This window comes from Streptomyces noursei ATCC 11455 (assembly GCF_001704275.1).
Classification (GTDB): Bacteria; Actinomycetota; Actinomycetes; order Streptomycetales; family Streptomycetaceae; genus Streptomyces; species Streptomyces noursei.
On record NZ_CP011533.1, the window covers coordinates 3,653,752 to 3,671,785 of the forward strand.

Annotated in this window: 13 protein-coding genes; 5 read left to right on the top strand and 8 right to left on the bottom strand. The window is 69.7% G+C overall.

What is annotated here, in order from left to right; translation table 11 throughout:
• Nucleotides 1–10: 10 nt before the first annotated feature.
• Nucleotides 11–1,165 carry an ABC transporter ATP-binding protein gene (locus SNOUR_RS15160; RefSeq protein WP_067347240.1) on the top strand — a complete coding sequence of 385 codons (1,155 nt, stop codon included), beginning with the start codon at nt 11–13 and terminating at the stop codon, nt 1,163–1,165.
• 1,186 nt (nt 1,166–2,351) lie between these two features.
• On the opposite strand, the gene SNOUR_RS46180 is transcribed toward SNOUR_RS15160, so the two are convergent.
• The 8 genes from SNOUR_RS46180 to SNOUR_RS15195 all read right to left on the bottom strand — a co-directional run bounded on the left by SNOUR_RS46180 (nt 2,352) and on the right by SNOUR_RS15195 (nt 13,679).
• Nucleotides 2,352–2,828, bottom strand: coding sequence for a ricin-type beta-trefoil lectin domain protein (locus SNOUR_RS46180; RefSeq protein ID WP_159425861.1), 477 nt, complete (start codon nt 2,826–2,828; stop codon nt 2,352–2,354).
• 512 nt (nt 2,829–3,340) lie between these two features.
• Nucleotides 3,341–4,411 (bottom strand): ABC transporter ATP-binding protein, encoded by a 1,071-nt coding sequence (locus SNOUR_RS15165; RefSeq protein WP_067347242.1) that lies wholly within the window; start codon nt 4,409–4,411, stop codon nt 3,341–3,343.
• Nucleotides 4,398–5,429, bottom strand: coding sequence for an ABC transporter ATP-binding protein (locus SNOUR_RS15170; protein WP_067347243.1), 1,032 nt, complete (start codon nt 5,427–5,429; stop codon nt 4,398–4,400). Before SNOUR_RS15170 ends, SNOUR_RS15165 begins: the two co-directional genes overlap by 14 nt.
• Nucleotides 5,430–5,442: 13 nt before the next feature.
• A complete protein-coding gene (locus SNOUR_RS15175; protein WP_067347245.1) occupies nt 5,443–6,426 on the bottom strand; it encodes an ABC transporter permease in 984 nt (327 codons plus the stop codon).
• The gene (locus SNOUR_RS15180) at nt 6,419–7,342 is read right to left on the bottom strand and encodes an ABC transporter permease (RefSeq protein WP_067347247.1); all 924 of its coding nucleotides are present in this window, start codon (nt 7,340–7,342) and stop codon (nt 6,419–6,421) included. Before SNOUR_RS15180 ends, SNOUR_RS15175 begins: the two co-directional genes overlap by 8 nt.
• A gap of 20 nt (nt 7,343–7,362) precedes the next feature.
• Nucleotides 7,363–8,985 (bottom strand): peptide ABC transporter substrate-binding protein, encoded by a 1,623-nt coding sequence (locus SNOUR_RS15185; RefSeq protein WP_067347249.1) that lies wholly within the window; start codon nt 8,983–8,985, stop codon nt 7,363–7,365.
• Nucleotides 8,986–9,235: 250 nt separating this feature from the next.
• The gene (gene typA / locus SNOUR_RS15190; protein ID WP_039633106.1) at nt 9,236–11,143 is read right to left on the bottom strand and encodes a translational GTPase TypA; all 1,908 of its coding nucleotides are present in this window, start codon (nt 11,141–11,143) and stop codon (nt 9,236–9,238) included.
• A gap of 184 nt (nt 11,144–11,327) precedes the next feature.
• Nucleotides 11,328–13,679: an ABC transporter family substrate-binding protein gene (locus SNOUR_RS15195; RefSeq protein WP_067347252.1), complete on the bottom strand. Its 2,352-nt coding sequence runs from the start codon at nt 13,677–13,679 to the stop codon at nt 11,328–11,330.
• A gap of 387 nt (nt 13,680–14,066) precedes the next feature.
• On the opposite strand from SNOUR_RS15195, the gene SNOUR_RS15200 reads away from it, so the two are divergent.
• The 4 genes from SNOUR_RS15200 to SNOUR_RS15215 all read left to right on the top strand — a co-directional run bounded on the left by SNOUR_RS15200 (nt 14,067) and on the right by SNOUR_RS15215 (nt 17,996).
• Nucleotides 14,067–14,366: an Rv0250c family protein gene (locus SNOUR_RS15200; RefSeq protein ID WP_067347253.1), complete on the top strand. Its 300-nt coding sequence runs from the start codon at nt 14,067–14,069 to the stop codon at nt 14,364–14,366.
• 15 nt (nt 14,367–14,381) lie between these two features.
• A complete protein-coding gene (gene sdhC / locus SNOUR_RS15205) occupies nt 14,382–15,209 on the top strand; it encodes a succinate dehydrogenase subunit SdhC (protein WP_067347255.1) in 828 nt (275 codons plus the stop codon).
• Nucleotides 15,210–15,279: 70 nt separating this feature from the next.
• Entirely contained in the window at nt 15,280–17,202 is a 1,923-nt protein-coding gene (locus SNOUR_RS15210) for a fumarate reductase/succinate dehydrogenase flavoprotein subunit (RefSeq protein WP_067358330.1), read from the top strand.
• The gene (locus SNOUR_RS15215) at nt 17,199–17,996 is read left to right on the top strand and encodes a succinate dehydrogenase/fumarate reductase iron-sulfur subunit (protein WP_067347257.1); all 798 of its coding nucleotides are present in this window, start codon (nt 17,199–17,201) and stop codon (nt 17,994–17,996) included. The genes SNOUR_RS15210 and SNOUR_RS15215 overlap by 4 nt, the downstream gene beginning before the upstream one ends.
• The last annotated feature ends 38 nt before the right edge of the window (nt 17,997–18,034 follow it).

Consider the following 18,034-nt stretch of genomic DNA (forward strand, 5'->3'; position numbering starts at 1 on the left):
AGCTACCACCATGGCCAAGAACGACACCCTGCCCGCGCCCGGCGGGACCGCGCCCGCGAAGGGCGAGCCCCTGCTCACCGCCGAGGGACTGACCAAGCACTTCCCGATCCACGGCGGCTTCCCGATCAAGCGGAAGGTCGGGGCCGTCCAGGCGGTCGACGGGGTGGACCTGACCGTCCACGCCGGTGAGAGCTTCGGCCTGGTCGGTGAGTCCGGCTGCGGCAAGTCGACCACCGGTCGGCTGCTCACCCGGCTGATGGAGCCCACCTCGGGCAAGATCACCTACGCGGGTCAGGACATCACGCACGCCAACCGCAAGCAGCTGGCGCCGATCCGCTCCGAGATCCAGATGATCTTCCAGGACCCGTACGCCTCGCTGAACCCGCGGCAGACGGTCGGCACGATCATCAGCGGGCCGATGGAGATCAACGGGATCAACCCGGTCGGCGGCCGGGAGAAGCGGGTCCGCGAACTCCTGGAGACCGTGGGTCTCAACCCCGAGCACTACAACCGCTTCCCGCACGAGTTCTCCGGCGGTCAGCGGCAGCGCATCGGCGTGGCCCGGGCGCTCGCCCTGGAGCCCAAGCTGATCGTCGCGGACGAGCCGGTCTCCGCCCTGGACGTCTCCATCCAGGCGCAGGTGGTCAACCTGCTCCAGGACCTCCAGCGCGAACTGGGCATCGCGTTCGTCTTCATCGCCCACGACCTGGCGGTCGTCCGGCACTTCAGCGAGCGGGTCGCGGTGATGTACCTCGGCAAGATCGTCGAGGTGGGTACCCGCGACGAGATCTACAACCGGCCGCGCCACCCGTACACCCACGCCCTGCTCTCGGCCGTGCCCGAGCCGAAGCTGCTGGAGGAGGGCGAGGAGGGGCGCGAGCGGATCCGGCTCGCCGGCGACGTCCCCTCCCCCGTCAACCCGCCGTCCGGCTGCCGGTTCCGCACCCGCTGCTGGAAGGCGCAGGAGAAGTGCGCGACGGAGGAGCCGCCGCTCCTCCAGATCGCCGGGAACGACGCCGGCCACCTGACGGCCTGCCACTTCCCCGAGGAGCCGACGACCGCGGCCCGCGGCGAGGACATCATCCTGGACCCGGCGCTGGCGGCGATCGAGGAGGCCGCCGGAGACGAGAGCGGGGCGACGCGCACCGACAGTTCAGAGAGCTGAACCCGCCGCACCCGTATGAATACCGCCGCCACGCAGCACTGGGGCCCGCTTCCCTTCGGGGGGAGCGGGCCCCGGCGCTAGCCAGGAGGGGGTGCGGCCGTGGCCTACGACGGGGTGGGACGACGGCTGGCTTCGCGCACGCAGCCCAGGCACATCCATTCCGCGCGGACAACGAGCCATGTCCGCTCTTGGGGGCGCTGGCCGCACCAGGCCAAAGCAGGGGCGCGGCCGGGAGGTCCCGCTTGATGTAGGATCCGATGCCTGCTCAGGACTTCTTGGCCACCGCCGCCTGCCTCGTCCTGGTTCGGGCTCCCAGCATAGGAACGGGGTCCGTCGAGTGACCGGGTCGGCAGCTACAGCCCACCGCCTTCACACCGTGGATCCAGCGCGGCCCGGCGTGGATGCTGTGCAAGGCCAACCACAACGCCCGCCTTCGACCGCGCTGCAAGCGACGCTCTCACCGTTCCTCAGGAGTGGGGACATAAGGGCGGATCAAAGCCACCTCTTCACCCCACAGCAGCCCCAACTGCCGAACGTGCATGCAGGAAAGCTCACGCGGCGGCGCGCCCTCGTACCGCGTGGCGGGTAGCGCGCCGGCCGACCCATGGCTGCCTCGTGCGGGAGCAGCAGGCGCAGCAACGGGACAAGGAATCGCGTTGTAGCGTTGAGCGCTGGCCAACCGTTGTGGTGCTCAGGTGACGATGACTCGCACTCTGCATCTGATCGCTCGTGCCGCACCTCCCGCCGGCCGGAGACCCCTGTACGCGCCGCCCAACAGGCCGGATGGGACGTCTGCTTGATTCTCACCCCGACGGCGTATCGGTGAGCGTGCGAGGACGCTGTGGGCGTGATCGAAGCCCTGAGCGAGCTCGCCGGCCACCCGATCACCCAGCGGTGCCACACAGCGTCAAGACCCTGCGTGCCCCAAGCATCAACGTACTATTCGACGACGGCGGATTCATATCACACAAGCCATAGCACGGCAATCTCGACGCCTATCACGGCACGCTGCGGTGGACACGCTCTCGTAGTCGGGGCGACGTGGGTGCATGCATCGCACCAAGGGCGGGCGGTTTCTACTGATGGAGAAGACACCGCCTAAACGGTCTTGCAGCCATAGAGCACCGGAGCCCACCCCCAATAGGGGAGGTGGGCCCGGGCTCATTGGACTACGAATGGATTCCGACTATCCGTAGATGGCCATCCACCACTGCCGTCCGTCTTGGCCCGGAGTGCAGACCGCATTACTCCCCGATACCTTCAGGTAGCACCCGGCGCCCGGGTTCGCCCACAGAGCCTTCTCCTTGTTATGGAAGGAGCTCACGACGAAAGCCGAAGACCATCCGCTGAAGTTGCAGGAATTCACATAGACATCCCCGCCGCCCCCCTTCTTGGCCAGCAGGCAGGGACCCATCGTCGGAGTGCCAGCGGCTACAGATATAATCCCGTCGGGGTGCATCGCCCATCGCTGCTGCTGAACTTCAACGTTGCACGTCTCCGCAGTCACGGGGTGGCCGATTCCGTTGAACCGGAGACACTTCCCGGTCGCGATATTCTTAACGTTGAATCCCGGGACAGGAGTGGCAGAAGCCGGCGTCGTGCCGAGCATTGCAACCCCTGCCGCAGCCACCCCGGCGACGACCGCACCAAATTTACGCTTCATACTTTTCCCCTCGTTTTTCTTGTCTGCTTGACACCGGCAGGGCGGCTTTGTCCGCGACTACCACGACGGGCGCCTGCACCCTACCCCCTCGAAGCGGTCACCTTCGCGGGAAGTGTCACGCCGACCGCTTTCCCATAGCGGCCGACGGGATCATTAAACACCAAATCGACCTCTCGCACCCGTGAACTTAACGAGCGCCTATCACGCAACTTTCAGAGTCCACGCATTACATAGATACCGCACCCATGACGCCTGAATATCCGAAATTGCCTGAATTTCCCCTTGCATCCTCATGTTGCCAAGGAAGTCAAGGAGGCAGTACGCCTGCAGCACATCTGCGGATCTGAGGCGCGATCCACTCTGGTGAAGGAGCACGAATGGTGGTAGAGGCCATCGAGAAGCGATAGGCAACGGGCCGCGATCGACGCGAACTTGGAAACAATGTGCGCCAGCGGACCGGCAGAAGTCGCCATGCGAGCTCCAGATGCCCGGGCGGCATACCGGGGTGCCGTCTACTCGCTCGGCACCACCTGGCGTTCCTCCGCGAAGTGGCAGGCCGAGGCGTGCCGCGCCGGGCCGGTGGCGTCCTGGAACGCCGCCGGGACCGCCAGCGGCGGCTCGACCCGTGCGCACAGCTCCTGCGCCTTCCAGCAGCGGGTGCGGAAGTGGCAGCCGGACGGCGGGTCGGCCGGGGAGGGGACGTCGCCGCTCAGCAGGATCCTCCCCCGGCCCTCGCCGGCAGACGCCCCCGTCCGTCGGGCGCGGGCCCCGGGGTCGGGTACCGGGACGGCGGAGAGCAGCGCCTGGGTGTACGGGTGGGTGGGGTGGTCGTAGATCTGTTCGCCGGTGCCGATCTCGGCGATCCTGCCGAGGTACATCACCGCGACCCGGTCGGAGAGGTGGCGGACGACGGACAGGTCGTGCGCGATGAAGACGTAGGAGAGCCCGAAGTCGGCCTGGAGGCGGGCCAGGAGGTTGACGACCTGGGCCTGGACGGAGACGTCGAGGGCGGAGACCGGCTCGTCGGCGACGATGATCTCCGGGCGGAGGGCCAGGCCGCGGGCGATGCCGATGCGCTGCCGCTGGCCCCCGGAGAACTGGTGCGGATACCGGTTGATGAACTCGGGGTTGAGGCCGACGACTTCGAGGAGTTCGCGGACCTTGCGCCGCCGGTCGCCCTTGGGCGCCACCTCGGGGTGGATCTCGAAGGGCTCGCCGATGATGTCGCCGACCGTCATCCGGGGGTTGAGCGAGGTGTAGGGGTCCTGGAACACCATCTGGATGTTGCGCCGGACGGCCTTCATGGCGCGCCCGGAGAGACGGGTGATGTCCTCGCCGCGGTAACGGATGTGACCGCCCGTCGGCCGTTCCAGGCCGACCAGCATCCGGGCGACGGTGGACTTGCCGCAGCCGGACTCCCCCACGATGCCCAGGGTCTCGCCCTGCCGGAGGTCGAAGGAGACCCCGTCGACGGCCTTGACCGCGCCCACCTGCTTCTTGATCAGCACGCCCTGGGTGAGCGGGTAGTGCTTGACCAGGTCGCGGACCGCGAGGAGGGGTTCACGGGGTTCAGCGGGCGCCATCGAACGCCTCCTTCCGGCCCTCGATCGTCTCTTTCCAGAAGTGGCAGGCGCTGGTCCGGCCCGGCCCGACGTCGTAGAGCGGCGGGCGGTCGGTGTGGCAGACGTCGCGGGCCAGCGGACAGCGGGGGTGGAAGGCGCAGCCCGGCGGGATGGCGGTGAGGTTCGGCGGCAGGCCCTTGATCGCGTGCAGTTCCCGGCCCTTGTGCCCCAGGCGGGGGACGGACTCCAGCAGTCCGCGGGTGTACGGGTGCGCGGGCGCCTTGTAGAGCTGGTGCACCGGGGCGGTCTCGACGACCCGGCCCGCGTACATCACGGCGATGGTGTCGGCGACGTCGGCGACCACGCCCAGGTCGTGGGTGATCAGGATCAGGCCCATCCGATATTCCCGGCGCAACTCCGCGAGCAGGTCCATGACCTGGGCCTGGACCGTGACGTCCAGGGCGGTGGTCGGCTCGTCGGCGATGATCAGGTCGGGTTCCAGGGCGAGCGCCATGGCGATCATGATGCGCTGGCGCATACCGCCGGAGAACTGGTGCGGATAGTCCCCCACCCGCGCCCGGGCCGCCGGGATGCCGACCCGTTCCATCAGCTCGACGGCCTTGGCGCGGGCTTCCTTGCGGGACGTCCCGGTGTGCACCCGGAACATCTCGCCGAGTTGGGTGCCGACGCTGAGCACCGGGTTCAGTGCGGAGAGCGCGTCCTGGAAGATCATCGCCATCTTCGCGCCGCGGATCCTCCGACGCTCCTCCTTGCCCAGGGTGAGCAGATCGCGTCCCTGGAAGAGGATCCGGCCGCCGGTGACGAAGCCCGGTGGGGAGTCGAGGATGCCCATCACGGCCTGCGCGGTGACGGACTTGCCGGAGCCGGACTCGCCGAGCACCGCCAGCGTCTGGCCGGCGGCCACGGTGTAGCTGACGCCGTTGACGGCCTTGGCCACCCCGTCCCGGGTGCGGAACTCCACCGCCAGGTCCTGGACGTCGAGCAGGGGCTGCGCCGGGGGCGCGCCGCCGTCGGTCATCTCCACCGCCTCCTCAGCGCAGCTTGGGGTCGAGGGCGTCGCGCACCGCGTCGCCGAGCATGATGAACGCCAGCACCGTGATGCTCAGCGCGCCCGCGGGCCAGAGCAGCATGTGGGGGGCGTTGCGGATGTGGGTGGAGGCGGCGGAGATGTCGATGCCCCAGGAGACGGTGGGCGGTTTCAGACCCGCGCCGAGGTAGGACAGGGTGGCCTCCAGGGCGATGTAGGTGCCCAGCGCGATGGTGGCGACGACGATGACGGGGGCGACGGCGTTGGGGGCGATGTGCCGCAGCAGCAGCCGCCCGTTGCCCGCGCCCAGGGCCCGGGCGGCCTGGACGTAGTCGTTCTGCTTGGCGGTGACGACCGAGCCGCGGGCGATCCGGGCGATCTGCGGCCAGCCGAGCAGCACGATGAAGCCGATCACCGGCCAGACGGTGGTGCTGGTGACCACGGAGAGGAAGACCAGCCCGCCGAGCAGCACCGGGATGCCGAAGAAGATGTCGGCGAGCCGGGAGAGCAGGGTGTCCGACCAGCCGCCGAAGAAGCCGGCCAGGCCGCCGAGCAGGCCACCCAGGAGGGCGACGCCGGCGGTGGCGCAGGTGCCGACCGTGATGGAGGCACGGGCGCCGTAGACGACCCGGGTGTAGACGTCCCGGCCCTGGGTGTCGTAGCCGAAGGGGTGGCCGGGGCCGGCGCCCTGCTGGGCCTTGGCGAGGTCGGCGCGGTAGGGGTTGCCGGTGGCGATCAGCTGCGGCCAGAGGGCGATGACCACCAGGAAGACGATGACCAGCGCGGAGACCACGAAGACCGGGTTGCGGCGCAGGTCGTGCCAGGCGTCGCTCCACAGGCTGCGGGGTTTGCCGGTGGGTTCGCCGCCCGGGGGCAGGGGCCCGGCGGCGGGGGCGCGTTCGAGCGATTCGGCCTCGCCGATGGCGAGCGCGGCGGTGCCACCGTCGCCGTGGCCGATGGCTTCCTTGGGCACGTGGGGCTCAGGCATAGCGGATCCTCGGGTCGAGGACGGCGTAGAGCAGGTCGACCAGCAGGTTGGCGATCAGGAAGACCAGCACCAGGATCGTCACGAAGCCCACCACGGTGGGCGAGTTCTGCCGGAGGATGCCCTGGTAGAGCTGGTAGCCGACGCCGTGGATGTTGAAGATGCGCTCGGTGACGATGGCGCCGCCCATCAGCGCGCCGATGTCGGTGCCGATGAAGGTGACGACCGGGATCAGGGAGTTCCGCAGCAGGTGACGGGTGATCACCCGGTGCCGGGGCAGGCCCTTGGCGATGGCGGTGCGGACGTAGTCGGCGCGGGCGTTCTCCGCGATCGAGGTCCGGGTCAGCCGGGTGACGTAGGCGAGCGAGACCAGCGCCAACACCAGGCCGGGCAGCAGCAGTTGGCCCAGCGGCGCGTCCAGGGCGACGGTCGGCGCGGCCCATTCCCACTTCACGCCGAAGACGTACTGGAGCAGATAGCCGCTGACGAAGGTCGGTACGGAGACCACGACGAGGGTGAGGACCAGCACGGTGGTGTCGATGCCCCGGCCGCGCCGCAGCCCGCTGAACACCCCCAGCGCGATGCCCACCACCATTTCGAGGACGATCGCGACCAGGGTGAGCCGGAGGGTGACGGAGAAGGCCGAGGACATCAGCTCGGTGACCGGTCGGCCGTTGAACGCGATGCCGAAGTTCCCCTGGAAGATCTGGCCCATGTAGTGCGGGTACTGCTTCCACAACGGCTGGTCGAGGTAGAGGTCGCGGCGGATCTGCGCCGCGGTGGCGGGGTCCGGCGCCCGGTCGCCGAACATCGCGGCGACCGGGTCGCCCAGTGCGTAGACCATCAGGAAGATCAGAAAGGTGCTGCCGATGAACACCGGGATCATCTGGAGCAGCCGCCGGATCACATAACGTCCCATGAGCGCGTCTGCCTCCGTGGTCAACCGACGGTGATCTCGTTGTAGACCGGCACGCTGAACGGATTGAGCCGGACATTGCTGATCCGTTCCGAATAGCCGGCGCTGCCGTTCTGGTACCACAGCGGGATGGCGGGCATCTCGCGAGCGAGGACCCGCTCCGCGTCCTGGAATTTCGCCACCGCCTGCCGGGTGTCCGGGGCGGCGTTCGCCTGGTTGACGAGTTTGTCGAATTCGGGGTTGCTGAATTTTCCGTCGTTGGAGGAGGCGCCGGTGTAGTACAGCGGCTGGAGGAAGTTCTGGATCAGCGGGTAGTCCATCTGCCAGCCGGCCCGGAACGGCCCGGTCAGCTGTTTGGCACTGATCTTGTTACGGAAGTCCGCGAAGGTGCCGACGGGATTCCCCACGCACGCCTTGTCGTCCCCCAGCGTCTTGTTGATGCTGTTGCAGATCGCGTCGACCCAGTCCTTGTGCGAGCCGGTGTCGGCGTTGTACGTGATCGTGGTCCGGCCGCCGGGAATTCCGCCGCCGTCCTTGATGAGTTGCCGGGCCTTCGCCGGGTTGAATTCACAGGGTTCGCCGCAGAGCCCCGGTTTGTAGCCGCCCTTGACGCCCAGTACCGGTGAGGTCCAGTCGGTGGCCGGGGTGCGGGTGTGCTGGAAGATCTCCTTGGTGATCTGCCCCCGGTCGATCGCCATCGACAGGCCGCGTCGCACCTGCGCCGTACCCGATTTGCTCCACCGCGGGTCGTACATGGGGAAGGTGAGGGTCTGGATGATCCCGGCCGGCGTGTTCAGATACCGGTCTCCCAGATCTGCCCGGACGTTCTTCAGTTGGGAGGCCGGAATGTCGTCCACCAGGTCGAGGTTCCCGGCCTGGAGGTCGGTGTAGGCGGTTTCGTTGTCGGTGTAGACGCGGAGGTCGATCCCGCCGTTCTGCGCCGGGTCGGAGCCGGGGTACCTCGTCCACTTCCGCATTTTCAGCACGCTGCCCTTGGCATACGAATCCACCAGGTACGGGCCGTTGCCGATGGGTTTCGCCAGCCAGCCGGCATGGTCGCGGAAGAACGTCTGGGGCAGCGGCATGAAAGCCGAATAGCCCAGGGTGTCCGGCCAGCTGGAGAACTTCTGGTTCAGGGCGACGGTGAAGGTGTGGTCGTCCTTCACCCGGAGTCCGGAGAGGGTCTTCGCGGTGGCCGAACCACTGTCCGGGTGCACCTTGTCGAAGCCGTCGATGTACTGGAAGAAGGGCGCGTTCTTCTGCTTGTTGTCCAGCAACGCGCCGTAATTCCAGGCGTCCACGAAGGACTTGGCGGTGACCTTCTCGCCGTTGCTGAAGGTCCAGCCGCGCTTGAGCGTCACGGTGTAGTGCTGGGCGTCGGTGGTCTCGATCTTCTCGGCGAGGACGTTCTCCGCGGCACCGGTCCCGGGGTTGTAGCGCTTGAGGCCGCGGAACAGCATTTCCAGGACCTTGCCGCCCTGCACCTCGTTGGTGTTGGCCGGCTCCAGCGGATTCTGCGGGTCCCCCCAGGAGGCGCTGACCACGGCGGAGCCGCCCGGCCCGGCGGTCCCGCCCCCGCAGGCGGTGGCCACGAGGGCCAGCACCCCCGCGCAGACGGCCCACTTCGCGCGCACGGCTCCGCGCATGGCGCCTCCTTACGGTCCGGACTCCGGGTCACACGTAGTCACGGGGACCACACGTAGCCCACATCAGAGCCCAAACCGGGGCATAGCGCACCTCGGCACCGGCCGCCACTGCTCCGAACCCCCGGGAAACCCCTCGGATGACCGACCCCCGGTCACCGCCCCGTGCCACCGGGGCCGTACCGGCATACGGCGGCGCCCCGTCGGACCATGGTCCGACGGGGCGCCGGGAAGAGCCGTGGCGCGGGTCGCGTCAGCCGTGCTTGGCGCGCGAGGCGGTGCGGCCGCGCTCCTTCTGGTCCAGGACGACCTTGCGGATGCGGACGGCCTCCGGGGTCACCTCGACGCACTCGTCGTCGCGGCAGAACTCCAGGGACTGCTCCAGCGACAGCTTGCGCGGCGGGACGATCGCCTCGAAGGAGTCGGCCGAGGAGGAGCGCATGTTCGTGAGCTTCTTCTCCTTGGTGATGTTCACGTCCATGTCGTCGGCGCGCGAGTTCTCGCCGACGATCATGCCCTCGTACACCTCGGTGCCGGGGTCGGTGAACAGCACGCCGCGCTCCTGCAGGTTCGTCATCGCGAAGGCGGTGACGGCACCGGCACGGTCGGCGACCAGCGAGCCGTTGTTACGGGTCGTCAGCGTGCCGAACCACGGCTCGTGGCCCTCGTGGATGGAGTGGCCGATGCCCGTGCCGCGGGTCTGCGTCAGGAACTCCGTACGGAAGCCGATGAGGCCGCGCGACGGGACCACGAACTCCATGCGGACCCAGCCGGAGCCGTGGTTCGACATGTTGTCCATGCGGCCCTTGCGGACACCCATGAGCTGCGTGACGGCGCCCATGTGCTCCTCGGGCACGTCGATCGTCATGCGCTCGACCGGCTCGTGGACCTTGCCGTCGATCTCCTTGGTGACCACCTGCGGCTTGCCGATGGTCAGCTCGAAGCCCTCACGGCGCATCTGCTCGACGAGGATGGCCAGCGCCAGCTCACCGCGGCCCTGCACCTCCCAGGCGTCGGGGCGCTCGGTGTCCAGGACGCGCAGCGAGACGTTACCGATCAGCTCGCGGTCCAGGCGGTCCTTCACCTGGCGGGCGGTGACCTTGCGGTCCTTGACCGCCGTCTTGGCGGCGGCGCCCTTGCCGGTGCCGCCGCGGCCGACCAGCGGCGAGGTGTTCGTGCCGATGACCATGGAGATGGCCGGCTCGTCGACCGTGATCAGCGGCAGCGCGATCGGGTTCTCCGGGTCGGCCAGCGTCTCGCCGATCATGATGTCGGGGATACCGGCGACCGCGCAGATGTCACCGGGGCCCGCGACCTCGGCGGGCTTGCGGGTGAGCGCCTCGGTCATCATCAGCTCGGAGATGCGGACGTTCGAGACCGTGCCGTCGCGCTTGATCCAGGCCACGGTCTGGCCCTTGCGCAGCTCGCCCTGCTCGACGCGCAGGAGCGCGATACGGCCGAGGAAGTTGTCGGCGTCCAGGTTCGTGACGTGCGCCTGGAGCGGGGCCGTCTCGTCGTAGGTCGGGGCCGGGACGTGCTCCAGGATCGTGGAGAAGAACGGCTCCAGGTTGGTGGAGTCGGCCGGGACCGTGCCGTCCTCCGGCTTCGTCAGCGACGCGATGCCGTCACGGCCGCACGCGTAGACGATCGGGAACTCGATCTGCTCCTCGTCCGCGTCCAGGTCCAGGAACAGGTCGTACGTCTCGTTGACGACCTCGTCGATGCGGGAGTCCGGACGGTCCGTCTTGTTGATGCACAGGATGACGGGCATCCGGGCCTGCAGCGCCTTGCGCAGCACGAAGCGGGTCTGCGGGAGCGGGCCCTCGGAGGCGTCCACCAGCAGGACCACCGCGTCGACCATCGACAGACCACGCTCGACCTCGCCACCGAAGTCGGCGTGACCGGGGGTGTCGATGATGTTGATCGTGATGGGCTCCCCGCCGTCCTTCGGGTGATACTTCACCGCGGTGTTCTTGGCGAGGATCGTGATGCCCTTTTCACGCTCCAGGTCGTTCGAGTCCATGACGCGGTCGTCGACGGACTCCAGCTGGTGCGCGGCGAAGGCGCCGGCCTGCTTGAGCATGGCGTCGACGATGGTCGTCTTGCCGTGGTCGACGTGGGCGACGATGGCGACGTTACGGATGTCGTGGCGCGTGGCCATATTGCGGCGTACTCCCGAAGTGAGTGGACGGCTGCGCGTACGTCTGTGTTACGCGGCCCTGCCGGGCTTGACACGCCACGGCCTCACCCCATGGTACGGGGCTGCGGCGGCATTGGCCGCCCCAGCCCGTACGCACTACCTCTGACCTGCGGTTCCTTATCGAACTTTAGCTCTGGCGCAACCCCTACTTCGTGTAACCGATGTCTTGGAAGCGGGGTGTGGCGAAGCCGAACGCGCCGATGTTGGCGAGTGACTTCCTAGTGGCCACCAGTTCCGGCCGCTGGTAGAGCGGGATCGAGCCGGCGGCGGCCCAGATCCGGGCGTCGGCCTGCTCGACCAGGGTGTGCTCGGCGTCCGTGTCCAGCTCCGAGGCGGCCTGCTCGAAGAGCTGGTCGATGTGGTCGGTGCCGACCCGGGTGTAGTTCTGCTCGACGGTCAGCGAGCCGTCCGGCGCCGGCTGCGGCTTGGCGAAGATCGGCCGGGCGTCGGTCGCCGGGTAGGCGGTGCCGGGCCAGGAGTACAGCGCCAGATCGAAGTCGCCGGAGGCGATGTGGTCCTGGAAGTAGCTGGAATCCGGCACCTGCTGGATCGTGGTCCGCACCCCGATCCGGTTCAGCATCCCCGAGATCCGCCGGCCGACGGTGCGCAGCTGCTCGGAGCCGGGCCCCTCGGGGAGGACGAAGCGCAGCGCCAGCGGCCGGCCGTCCTTCCGCAGCACCGGCGCCGCGCCGGGGGCCCGGCCGGCCGCCGCCTGCGGGGAGCGCCCGGCGTCGGCCGGCCGGGCGTGCAGCAGACCGGTGCCGGACCACAGGGCGGCGGCGTGGCCGGCGGCGGCGCCCGGCAGATGCGGGGCCTGCCCGGTCTCGATCCGCTCGGCGGCGCCCAGCACCTGCGCGGCCCGCTTCTTGTACCGCCGGTACCTGCGGTACGCCGGGGAAGCGGTGTCCCCGCCCGACGCCACCTTCTGCTGGGCGGCCTCGGCCTTGTAGAACCCCGCGCTCTGCCGCAGCAGGGCGGCCTGCTGGACCTCGGAGCCGACCGCCCCGGCGAAGGACAGCGGCGCCTCGGCGGCGGCCGGACGGGCGCCGTCCCGGTCGTCGACCGCGCCGGGCCGGTGCGGGTTGCGGCCGTCGCTCCCGGCGTCACCGGACTGGTCCACGGCCGTGCCGTCGCCGGGCTCGTCCGCCCGGGGGGCCTCGGAGTACCCGTCGGCGGCCCGGTCCGGCGTGACCGCCCGGCCGGCGCCGGCCTGCTCCTCCCCCGCCGGCTGCCCGGCGGACCCGCCGGACGGCTTCCAGCCGGCCTCCGCGAGCAGTTTCTTCGCCTCACCCGAGTCGGTGTCGCCCAGGGCGTCGCTGTGGTCCTCGTAGCCGTGCTGGCCGGCCATCAGCAGGTGGTTGCCGAGCGGCTTGGCGGGCAGGTCCAGCGGCTTGAGGACGGTGTCGGCGAGCGCCTGCCGGTCGATCGCGCGGGCCACCGCGCGGCGCACCCGCTGGTCGGCGAGCGGCCCGGCGCTGCCGTTGAGGGCGAGCTGGGTGTAGGCCGGCTCCAGGGCCTTGCGGATGGTGTAGCCGCGCAGCGCGGCGTTCCGGGCGGCGGCGTCCCGGCCCTCGGCCTTGGCGTCCGCGCCCTTGGCCGCGGGGGGCCCGGCGGCCTGGGCGACCCGCTTGGCGGCGACCTGGTCGACCGCGGCGACGTCGACCGCCCCGGCGGCCAGCGCCTTGGCCCGCTTGCTCCGGGGCAGCGCCGTGAGCACCAGCCGGTCGAGCTTGGCCCGCTCGCCCCACCACTGGGGGTTGCGGACGAGGGTGACGGTGCGGTGGTCGGCGTCCCGCTTCTGGACGAGGAACGGGCCGGCGCCGACCGGGAGTTTCTCCCGTACCGCGTCGTTGAAGGCGTTGGCGTCGCCCATCACGCTCTTCGGGTAGAGCGGGGTGAACAGCGACTGCCAGTCGGCGTACGGGCGGGCGAAGGTGACCTTGACCTCGCGCGGTGTGGCGCCCGCCGCGACCTTGGAGATCCGGTCGTAACCGGCGTTGCGGGCGGTCCAGTAGGCGTTGTCCTTGCCGCGCAGCGCGTTCCACTGGGCGACGAAGTCCGCGGCGGTGATCGACCGCCCGTCGCTCCAGCGGGCCTTGGCGTTGAGCTTGTAGGTGACCACCTGCCGCGGCTCGCGGGCGCTGACGTCGGCGGCGGCGAGGTAGTCGGCGTTGCGCTGCGGCCGGCCGTTGGCGTCGAGGGTGAACAGGCTGGGCAGGACGGCGCCGGTGACCCGGGCGGTGGCCGCGTCGGCGTCGCTCTGGAAGGCGTTGAAGGTGCCGGGCAGCGAGTCGATCGCCCAGCGGACCGTACCGCCGTCCTTGACCGATCCGCGCGGGGCCGGCGCGATGTCCTGGGACTGGGCGACGGAGGGCGCGGTGTCGCCCTGGCTGCATCCGGCCAGTGCCGGCAGCGGGAGCAGCACCCCCACCGCGACGAGCGCGACACAGCGGCGTCTCCGGCACACCGCGCCGCCTGGGCTGACGTGGTCGGTCATGACTGTTCCCTCCGGGCTCGCGCGCGCCGCGCCGAGCCGCAGCAACACGTTCGGCCGACTTTGCGGCTCATCACATCTATGGGCTCCCTACTGAAGGTGACCGCCCAGGCCCGGGTCGTTCGACACGTCGGGGGTCCGGGCAAGGCCACCCGCCCGGCCCAATTGCGACTCGTCCGGCTGACGGATGCGGGGAGCACGCAGGGAACTCCGCGGACCGCCGTACCGGCTCGATTCGCACCGGAGTTCGGCGTAGCGCAGGTACGGCCGTCCCGCAACGCACCGGTTCGAGTCGTACTCGCGCCTGCCCCCTTCCCAAGCCCTACTGTGACGCGCGACACTCTCGGGCGCATGAGATCGCCCACCACACTCATGAAGTGAGGGCATGTGATGTCCGTACAGGACGACTTGACGGCGGTTGAACGCAGCCTGGACGCCCTGGTCCAGGCGGTCGGAAAACTTCAGACGCGGATCGGTGGCGGGCTGGACGTCCGCCGGGTCCGCAGCGACACGGACCATCTGCGGGAGAGTCTGGCGCTGCTCAAGCAGGGCCTGGCCGGTGCCCCACCGGGCCGGCCGGACAAGGCCGAGGACGAGATGGTGCCGATCCCGGACACCCCCTACAACGCCGCGCTGTGGACGGACGCCGAGGACGAGGGCCTGGGCGCCAAGGACCGGCACGCGCCCTGAGGACGGAGACCGACGTTGGCCACTGGCATCGAACCCGCATCGCAATCGGGCCCGACCGGCGTGCACGATGCCTCGCGCGCCGCCATCCCCGCCCGCCACCTGCGCACAGACCGCTGGTGGCTGGCGCCGGCCGGCACGGCCGCCGGGCTGCTCGCGTTCGTCGTCTACTCGACCTGGCGTGCGTTCGCGAACGCCGACTACTACCACGCGCCCTATGTCTCGCCGTTCTACTCACCGTGCCTGGCGGACAACTGCCACACCATGCGCGGCGGCCCCAACTGGGCGCTCTTCGGCAGCTGGTGGGGCCTTTCGCCCGCCCTGCTGATCCTGATCTTCCCGCTGGGCTTCCGGCTGACCTGCTACTACTACCGCAAGGCGTACTACCGCGGCTTCTGGGCCTCCCCGCCGGCCTGTGCGGTCGCCGAGCCGCACCGGAAGTACACCGGCGAGACCCGCTTCCCGCTGATCCTGCAGAACGTCCACCGCTACTTCTTCTACTTCGCGGTGCTGGTCGCCGGCATCCTCACCTACGACACCGTGCTGACCTTCCGCGACGACCACTACCGCTGGGGCCATATGGGCCTGGGCTCGCTGATCTTCCTCGCCAACATCGGGCTGATCTGGGCCTACACCCTCTCCTGCCACTCCTGCCGGCACATCGTCGGCGGCCGGCTGCGGCACTTCTCCAAGCACCCGGTGCGCTACCGGCTGTGGGGCTGGGTCAGCAAGCTCAACGCGCGCCACATGCTGCTCGCCTGGTCCTCGCTGATCAGCGTGGCGCTGGCGGACTTCTACGTCTTCCTGCTGGCCAGCGGCGCGTTCGAGGATCCGCGCTTCTTCTGACGAACGACAACCGAGGGAATCCGGGGGAATCCACGGACTCCGACGAGAACCGAGGGAAGGTGTGCCGCTGATGGCGCATGTGGACCGGCAGACCTGGGACGTGGTCGTGGTGGGGGCGGGCGGCGCCGGGCTGCGTGCCGCCATCGAGGCCCGTGAGGCGGGCATGCGGACGGCGGTGATCTGCAAGTCCCTGTTCGGCAAGGCCCATACGGTGATGGCCGAGGGCGGCATCGCGGCCAGCATGGGCAATGCCAACGAGCACGACAACTGGCAGGTCCACTTCCGGGACACCATGCGCGGCGGGAAGTTCCTCAACCACTGGCGGATGGCCGAGCTGCACGCCCGCGAGGCCCCGGACCGGGTATGGGAGTTGGAGACCTGGGGCGCGCTCTTCGACCGCACCCCGGACGGCCGGATCTCCCAGCGCAACTTCGGCGGCCACGAGTACCCGCGGCTGGCGCACGTCGGCGACCGGACCGGCCTGGAGCTGATCCGCACCCTCCAGCAGAAGATCGTCTCGCTCCAGCAGGAGGACGAGCGGGTCTCCGGCTCGTACGAGGAGGGGCTGAAGGTCTTCCAGGAGTGCACCGTCACCCGCGTCCTGAAGGCCGACGGAAAGGTCTGCGGCGTCTTCTGCTACGACCGGGAGTCCGGCCGTTTCTTCGTGCTGGAGGCGCCGGCCGTGGTGCTGGCCACCGGCGGCATCGGCAAGTCCTTCAAGGTGACCTCGAACTCCTGGGAGTACACCGGCGACGGCCATGCGCTGGCGCTGCTGGCCGGCGCGCCGCTGATCAACATGGAGTTCGTCCAGTTCCACCCGACCGGGATGGTCTGGCCGCCGTCGGTCAAGGGCATCCTCGTCACCGAGTCGGTGCGCGGCGACGGCGGAGTGCTGCGCAACACCGACGGCAAGCGGTTCATGTTCGACTACATCCCGGACGTCTTCAAGGAGAAGTACGCCCAGACCGAGGCCGAGGGCGACCGCTGGTACGAGGACCCCGAGCACAACCGCCGGCCGCCCGAACTGCTGCCCCGCGACGAGGTCGCACGGGCCATCAACGCCGAGGTCAAGGCCGGCCGCGGCTCCCCGCACGGCGGGGTGTTCCTGGACGTGTCGACCCGGATGCCGGCCGAGGTGATCAAGCGCCGGCTGCCGTCCATGCACCACCAGTTCAAGGAGCTGGCGGACGTGGACATCACCGCCGAACCGATGGAGGTCGGCCCGACCTGCCACTACGTGATGGGCGGCGTGGAGGTGGACCCGGACACCGCGGCGGCGACCGGGGTGCCGGGGCTGTTCGCCGCCGGCGAGGTGGCCGGCGGGATGCACGGCTCCAACCGGCTGGGCGGCAACTCCCTCTCCGACCTGCTGGTCTTCGGCCGCCGTGCGGGGCTGTACGCGGCCGAGTACGTCAGCGGACTGCGCGCCCGGCCGGCCCCCGAACCGCGTGAGACCGACGCCGCCGAGGCGGAGGCGCTGCGCCCGTTCAGCGCCGAGGACGGCCGCGGCCCGGCGGAGAACCCGTACACCCTGCACCAGGAGCTCCAGCAGTCGATGAACGACCTGGTCGGCATCATCCGCCGGGAGGGCGAGATGGCCGAGGCGCTGGACCGGCTGGCGAAGCTGCGGGCGCGGGCCCGCCGGGCGGGCGTGGAGGGCCACCGGCAGTACAACCCGGGCTGGCACCTCTCCCTGGACCTGCGGAACATGCTGCTGGTCAGCGAGTGCGTGGCGCGGGCGGCCCTGGAGCGCACGGAGAGCCGCGGCGGACACACCCGCGACGACCATCCGCAGATGGACCGGCACTGGCGCAACGTCAACCTGGTCTGCGAACTGGCCGACTACCGGACGGATCCGGGCGAGGCGGATCCGGTGCTGGGTCAGATCCGGCTCTCCCGCCGGGAGACCCCGCCGATCCGCCGCGACCTCCTGGAACTCTTCGACAAGGACGAGCTGGTGAAGTATCTGACGGACGAGGAGCTGAGCCGGTGAGCGAGCGGCAGGCGGAGCAGCGGTCCGGCGCCTACCAGGCGCGCTTCCGGGTGTGGCGGGGCGACGCGGACGGCGGCGCGCTGCGGGACTTCGAGGTGGAGGTGCACGAGGGCGAGGTGGTGCTCGACATCATCCACCGCCTCCAGGCGACCCAGGCGCCGGACCTCGCGGTCCGGTGGAACTGCAAGGCGGGCAAGTGCGGTTCGTGCAGCGCGGAGATCAACGGGCGGCCGCGGCTGATGTGCATGACCCGGATGTCGGTCTTCGGGCGCGCCGAGACCATCACCGTCACCCCGATGCGGACCTTCCCGGTGCTGCGCGACCTGGTCACCGACGTCTCCTTCAACTACACCAAGGCGCGGGAGATCCCGGCGTTCGTGCCGCCCGCGGAACTGGGACCGGGCGAGTACCGGATGAAGCAGGAGGACGTGAACCGGTCGCAGGAGTTCCGTAAGTGCATCGAGTGCTTCCTGTGCCAGAACACCTGCCACGTCGTCCGGGACCACGAGGAGAACAAGGGCGCCTTCGCCGGCCCGCGGTTCCTGATGCGGATCGCCGAGCTGGACATGCACCCGCTGGACGCCGCGCCGGCCGGCGGGGTGGACCGCAAGCGCACCGCGCAGGACGAGCACGGGCTCGGCTACTGCAACATCACCAAGTGCTGCACGGAGGTCTGCCCGGAGAACATCAAGATCACCGACAATGCGCTGATCCCGATGAAGGAGCGCGCCGCGGACCGCAAGTACGACCCTCTGGTGTGGCTCGGGAACAAGATCCGGCGACGGGCCGAATGACCCGGCCGGCGCCCAAGTCGCCCTACTTGCCGTAGTTC

Excerpts from the sequence above, each read along its gene's own strand:
- SNOUR_RS15170 (WP_067347243.1), bottom strand. The coding sequence starts at position 5,429 with ATGACCGACGGCGGCGCGCCCCCGGCGCAGCCCCTGCTCGACGTCCAG.
- SNOUR_RS15180 (WP_067347247.1), bottom strand. The coding sequence starts at position 7,342 with ATGGGACGTTATGTGATCCGGCGGCTGCTCCAGATGATCCCGGTGTTC.
- typA (WP_039633106.1), bottom strand. The coding sequence starts at position 11,143 with ATGGCCACGCGCCACGACATCCGTAACGTCGCCATCGTCGCCCACGTC.
- SNOUR_RS15195 (WP_067347252.1), bottom strand. The coding sequence starts at position 13,679 with ATGACCGACCACGTCAGCCCAGGCGGCGCGGTGTGCCGGAGACGCCGC.
- SNOUR_RS15210 (WP_067358330.1), top strand. The coding sequence starts at position 15,280 with ATGGCGCATGTGGACCGGCAGACCTGGGACGTGGTCGTGGTGGGGGCG.
- SNOUR_RS15165 (WP_067347242.1), bottom strand. The coding sequence starts at position 4,411 with ATGGCGCCCGCTGAACCCCGTGAACCCCTCCTCGCGGTCCGCGACCTG.
- SNOUR_RS46180 (WP_159425861.1), bottom strand. The coding sequence starts at position 2,828 with ATGAAGCGTAAATTTGGTGCGGTCGTCGCCGGGGTGGCTGCGGCAGGG.
- SNOUR_RS15160 (WP_067347240.1), top strand. The coding sequence starts at position 11 with ATGGCCAAGAACGACACCCTGCCCGCGCCCGGCGGGACCGCGCCCGCG.
- SNOUR_RS15185 (WP_067347249.1), bottom strand. The coding sequence starts at position 8,985 with ATGCGCGGAGCCGTGCGCGCGAAGTGGGCCGTCTGCGCGGGGGTGCTG.
- SNOUR_RS15175 (WP_067347245.1), bottom strand. The coding sequence starts at position 6,426 with ATGCCTGAGCCCCACGTGCCCAAGGAAGCCATCGGCCACGGCGACGGT.
- SNOUR_RS15200 (WP_067347253.1), top strand. The coding sequence starts at position 14,067 with ATGTCCGTACAGGACGACTTGACGGCGGTTGAACGCAGCCTGGACGCC.